Below are 3081 nucleotides of genomic sequence, written 5' to 3'. Positions count from 1 at the left end.
TGGTTGCGGGAGCAGGATTTGAACCTGCGACCTTCAGGTTATGAGCCTGACGAGCTACCTGGCTGCTCCATCCCGCGTCAGGTTGATTTTCTATCGTTGAGAGAGGATTTGGATTTTACTAGGTTTGGCGGTGACCTACTCTCCCAGGGCTTGAGCCCAAGTACCATCGGCGCGACAGTGCTTAACTTCCGGGTTCGGGAAGGGACCGGGTGTTTCACTTGTGCTGTAGCCACCAAACCGAGAAAAATCCAGCTGCCTTCGGCAGGTGGATTTGGCGGCAGGCAGCGTGTTTACGAAGTAAACATGCGTTGCCGCACCTGAGTTATGTCACGAGACATTTCCACATGCGGAAGGCGTTACAATCAACGTTGTCCAAGTGTTTGTTCGGGATGTTTGCTTATTTGGTTCCGGCAACACTGTCTGTTACTGGATCAAATCAAGCCTATCGGGCGATTAGTACCGGTCAACTGAATGCATTGCTGCACTTACATCTCCGGCCTATCGGCGTGGTGGTCTTCCACGGCCCTCAGGGATACCTTGTTTTGAGGGGGGCTTCCCGCTTAGATGCCTTCAGCGGTTATCCTGTCCGATCATAGCTACCCAGCACTGCTATTGGCATAACAACTGGTCCACCAGTGGATCGTTCACCCCGGTCCTCTCGTACTAGGGGCAACTCCTCTCAAGTATCCTACACCCACGGCAGATAGGGACCGAACTGTCTCACGACGTTCTAAACCCAGCTCACGTACCTCTTTAAACGGCGAACAGCCGTACCCTTGGGACCTGCTCCAGCCCCAGGATGAGATGAGCCGACATCGAGGTGCCAAACACTGCCGTCGATATGGACTCTTGGGCAGTATCAGCCTGTTATCCCCGGCGTACCTTTTATCCGTTGAGCGATGGCCCTTCCACGCGGGACCACCGGATCACTATGGCCGACTTTCGTCTCTGCTCGACTTGTCAGTCTTGCAGTCAGGCTGGCTTCTGCCATTGCACTCAACGAGCGATTTCCGACCGCTCTGAGCCAACCTTCGCGCGCCTCCGTTACTCTTTAGGAGGCGACCGCCCCAGTCAAACTACCCGCCACGCAGGGTCCCGGATCCGGATAACGGACCGCGGTTAGATATCAAGAGTGCGAAGGGTGGTATCTCAAGGGAGGCTCCACCGGAACTTGCGTTCTGGTTTCGATGCCTACCACCTATCCTGCACATCACAATCCTGATACCAGTGCGAAGCTGTAGTAAAGGTGCACGGGGTCTTTCCGTCTAACCGCGGGAAGCCTGCATCTTGACAGGCAATTCAATTTCGCTGAGTCGATGTTGGAGACAGCGGGGAAGTCGTTACGCCATTCGTGCAGGTCGGAACTTACCCGACAAGGAATTTCGCTACCTTAGGACCGTTATAGTTACGGCCGCCGTTTACCTGGGCTTCAATTCGGAGCTCTCACCCCTCCTTTTAACCTTCAGGCACCGGGCAGGCGTCAGACCCTATACGTCGTCTTGCGACTTCGCAGAGCCCTGTGTTTTTAATAAACAGTCGCCACCCCCTGGTTTGTGCCCCCGGATTCCACTTGCGTAGGACCCGGGCCTCCTTCTCGCGAACTTACGGAGGTATTTTGCCGAGTTCCTTCAACATCGTTCTCTCAAGCGCCTTGGTATTCTCTACCAGTCCACCTGTGTCGGTTTAGGGTACGGTCTGAAAGGAGGGCTATTTCCAGGGACTGCTGAGCAGCCCACTCAATCCGATAAGAGTGAACTACCTTTGCAATCCGTCACCACTCCACGGCCCAGGAATATTAACCTGGTTCCCATCGCCTACGCCTTTCGGCCTCGGCTTAGGGGCCGGCTTACCCTGCTCAGATTAGCTTTAAGCAGGAACCCTTGGACTTTCGGCGAGAGTGTCTCTCACACTCTTTGTCGCTACTCATGTCATCATTCTCGCTAGTGATCTCTCCACGGGATCGCTCACGCGCCCGCTTCATCGAAAGCCTCTTGTCTCCAATCTTCCCGAGGGAAGTAAGGAGACATGAGACTATGTCACACTACGCTCTGCTACCATGCCCTATGGGCATCCTCGGCTTCGGCTCATGGCTTGAGCCCCGTTACATCTTCGCCGCAGGACGTCTTATTTAGACCAGTGAGCTGTTACGCTATCTTTAAAGGATGGCTGCTTCTAAGCCAACCTCCTGGTTGTTTTGGACATCCCACCTGCTTTCCCACTTAGCCATGAATTGGGGGCCTTAGCCGGAGGTCAGGGTTGTTTCCCTCTCCACGACGGACGTTAGCATCCGCCGTGTGTCTGCCATCTAGTACTCCCGGGTATTCGGAGTTTGGTTAGGATCAGTAAGCCTGTGGGGCCCCATTACCCATCCAGTGCTCTACCCCCCGGGGTATTCGGATGACGCTCTACCTAAATAGATTTCGCAGAGAACCAGCTATCTCCGAGTTTGATTGGCCTTTCACCCCTAGGCACAGCTCATCCCGATCTTTTTCAACAGATGTGGGTTCGGTCCTCCAGTGCGTGTTACCGCACCTTCAACCTGGCCATGCCTAGATCACTCGGTTTCGGGTCTGATCCCACGAACTCATGCGCCCTATTAAGACTCGCTTTCGCTGCGCCTCCGCCTAGCGGCTTAAGCTTGCTCGTGAGACCAAGTCGATGACCCATTATACAAAAGGTACGCTGTCAGCCCTCAAGGGGCCTCCAACTGATTGTAGGCGTTCGGTTTCAGGTACTGTTTCACTCCCCTCGTCGGGGTGCTTTTCACCTTTCCCTCACGGTACTGGTTCGCTATCGGTCAGTAAGGAGTACTTAGCCTTCGGAGGTGGTCCTCCGATCTTCGAACAGGATTTCACGTGTCCCGCCCTACTTGATACGTCCCTCAGAGCTTCGAATACGGGGCTATCACCCGCTATGGCCATGCTTCCCAACATGTTCTTCTCACTCATCAGGCTCGGCTGGTCCGCGTTCGCTCGCCACTACTAACGGAGTCTCTATTGATGTCCTTTCCTCCGGGTACTTAGATGTTTCAGTTCCCCGGGTTTGCTCTTAAAGACCTATGTATTCAGTCCTTAAGTACCT

Annotated in this window: 1 tRNA gene and 2 rRNA genes (1 of these 3 cut by a window edge); all 3 read right to left on the bottom strand. The window is 54.3% G+C overall.

Annotated elements, in window-relative coordinates:
- Positions 1–77: transfer RNA gene (locus AC0IPL_RS02585), tRNA-Met, on the bottom strand.
- 45 nt (positions 78–122) lie between these two features.
- Positions 123–237, bottom strand: a 5S ribosomal RNA gene (gene rrf / locus AC0IPL_RS02580).
- Positions 238–432: 195 nt separating this feature from the next.
- Positions 433–3081: ribosomal RNA gene (locus AC0IPL_RS02575) — 23S ribosomal RNA — on the bottom strand; it runs 181 nt beyond the window's last position.

The organism is Leisingera sp. SA32 (assembly GCF_056033425.1).
Note: the sequence above shows the minus strand (reverse complement) of the source record. Positions and strands in the feature narration are given on the sequence as shown.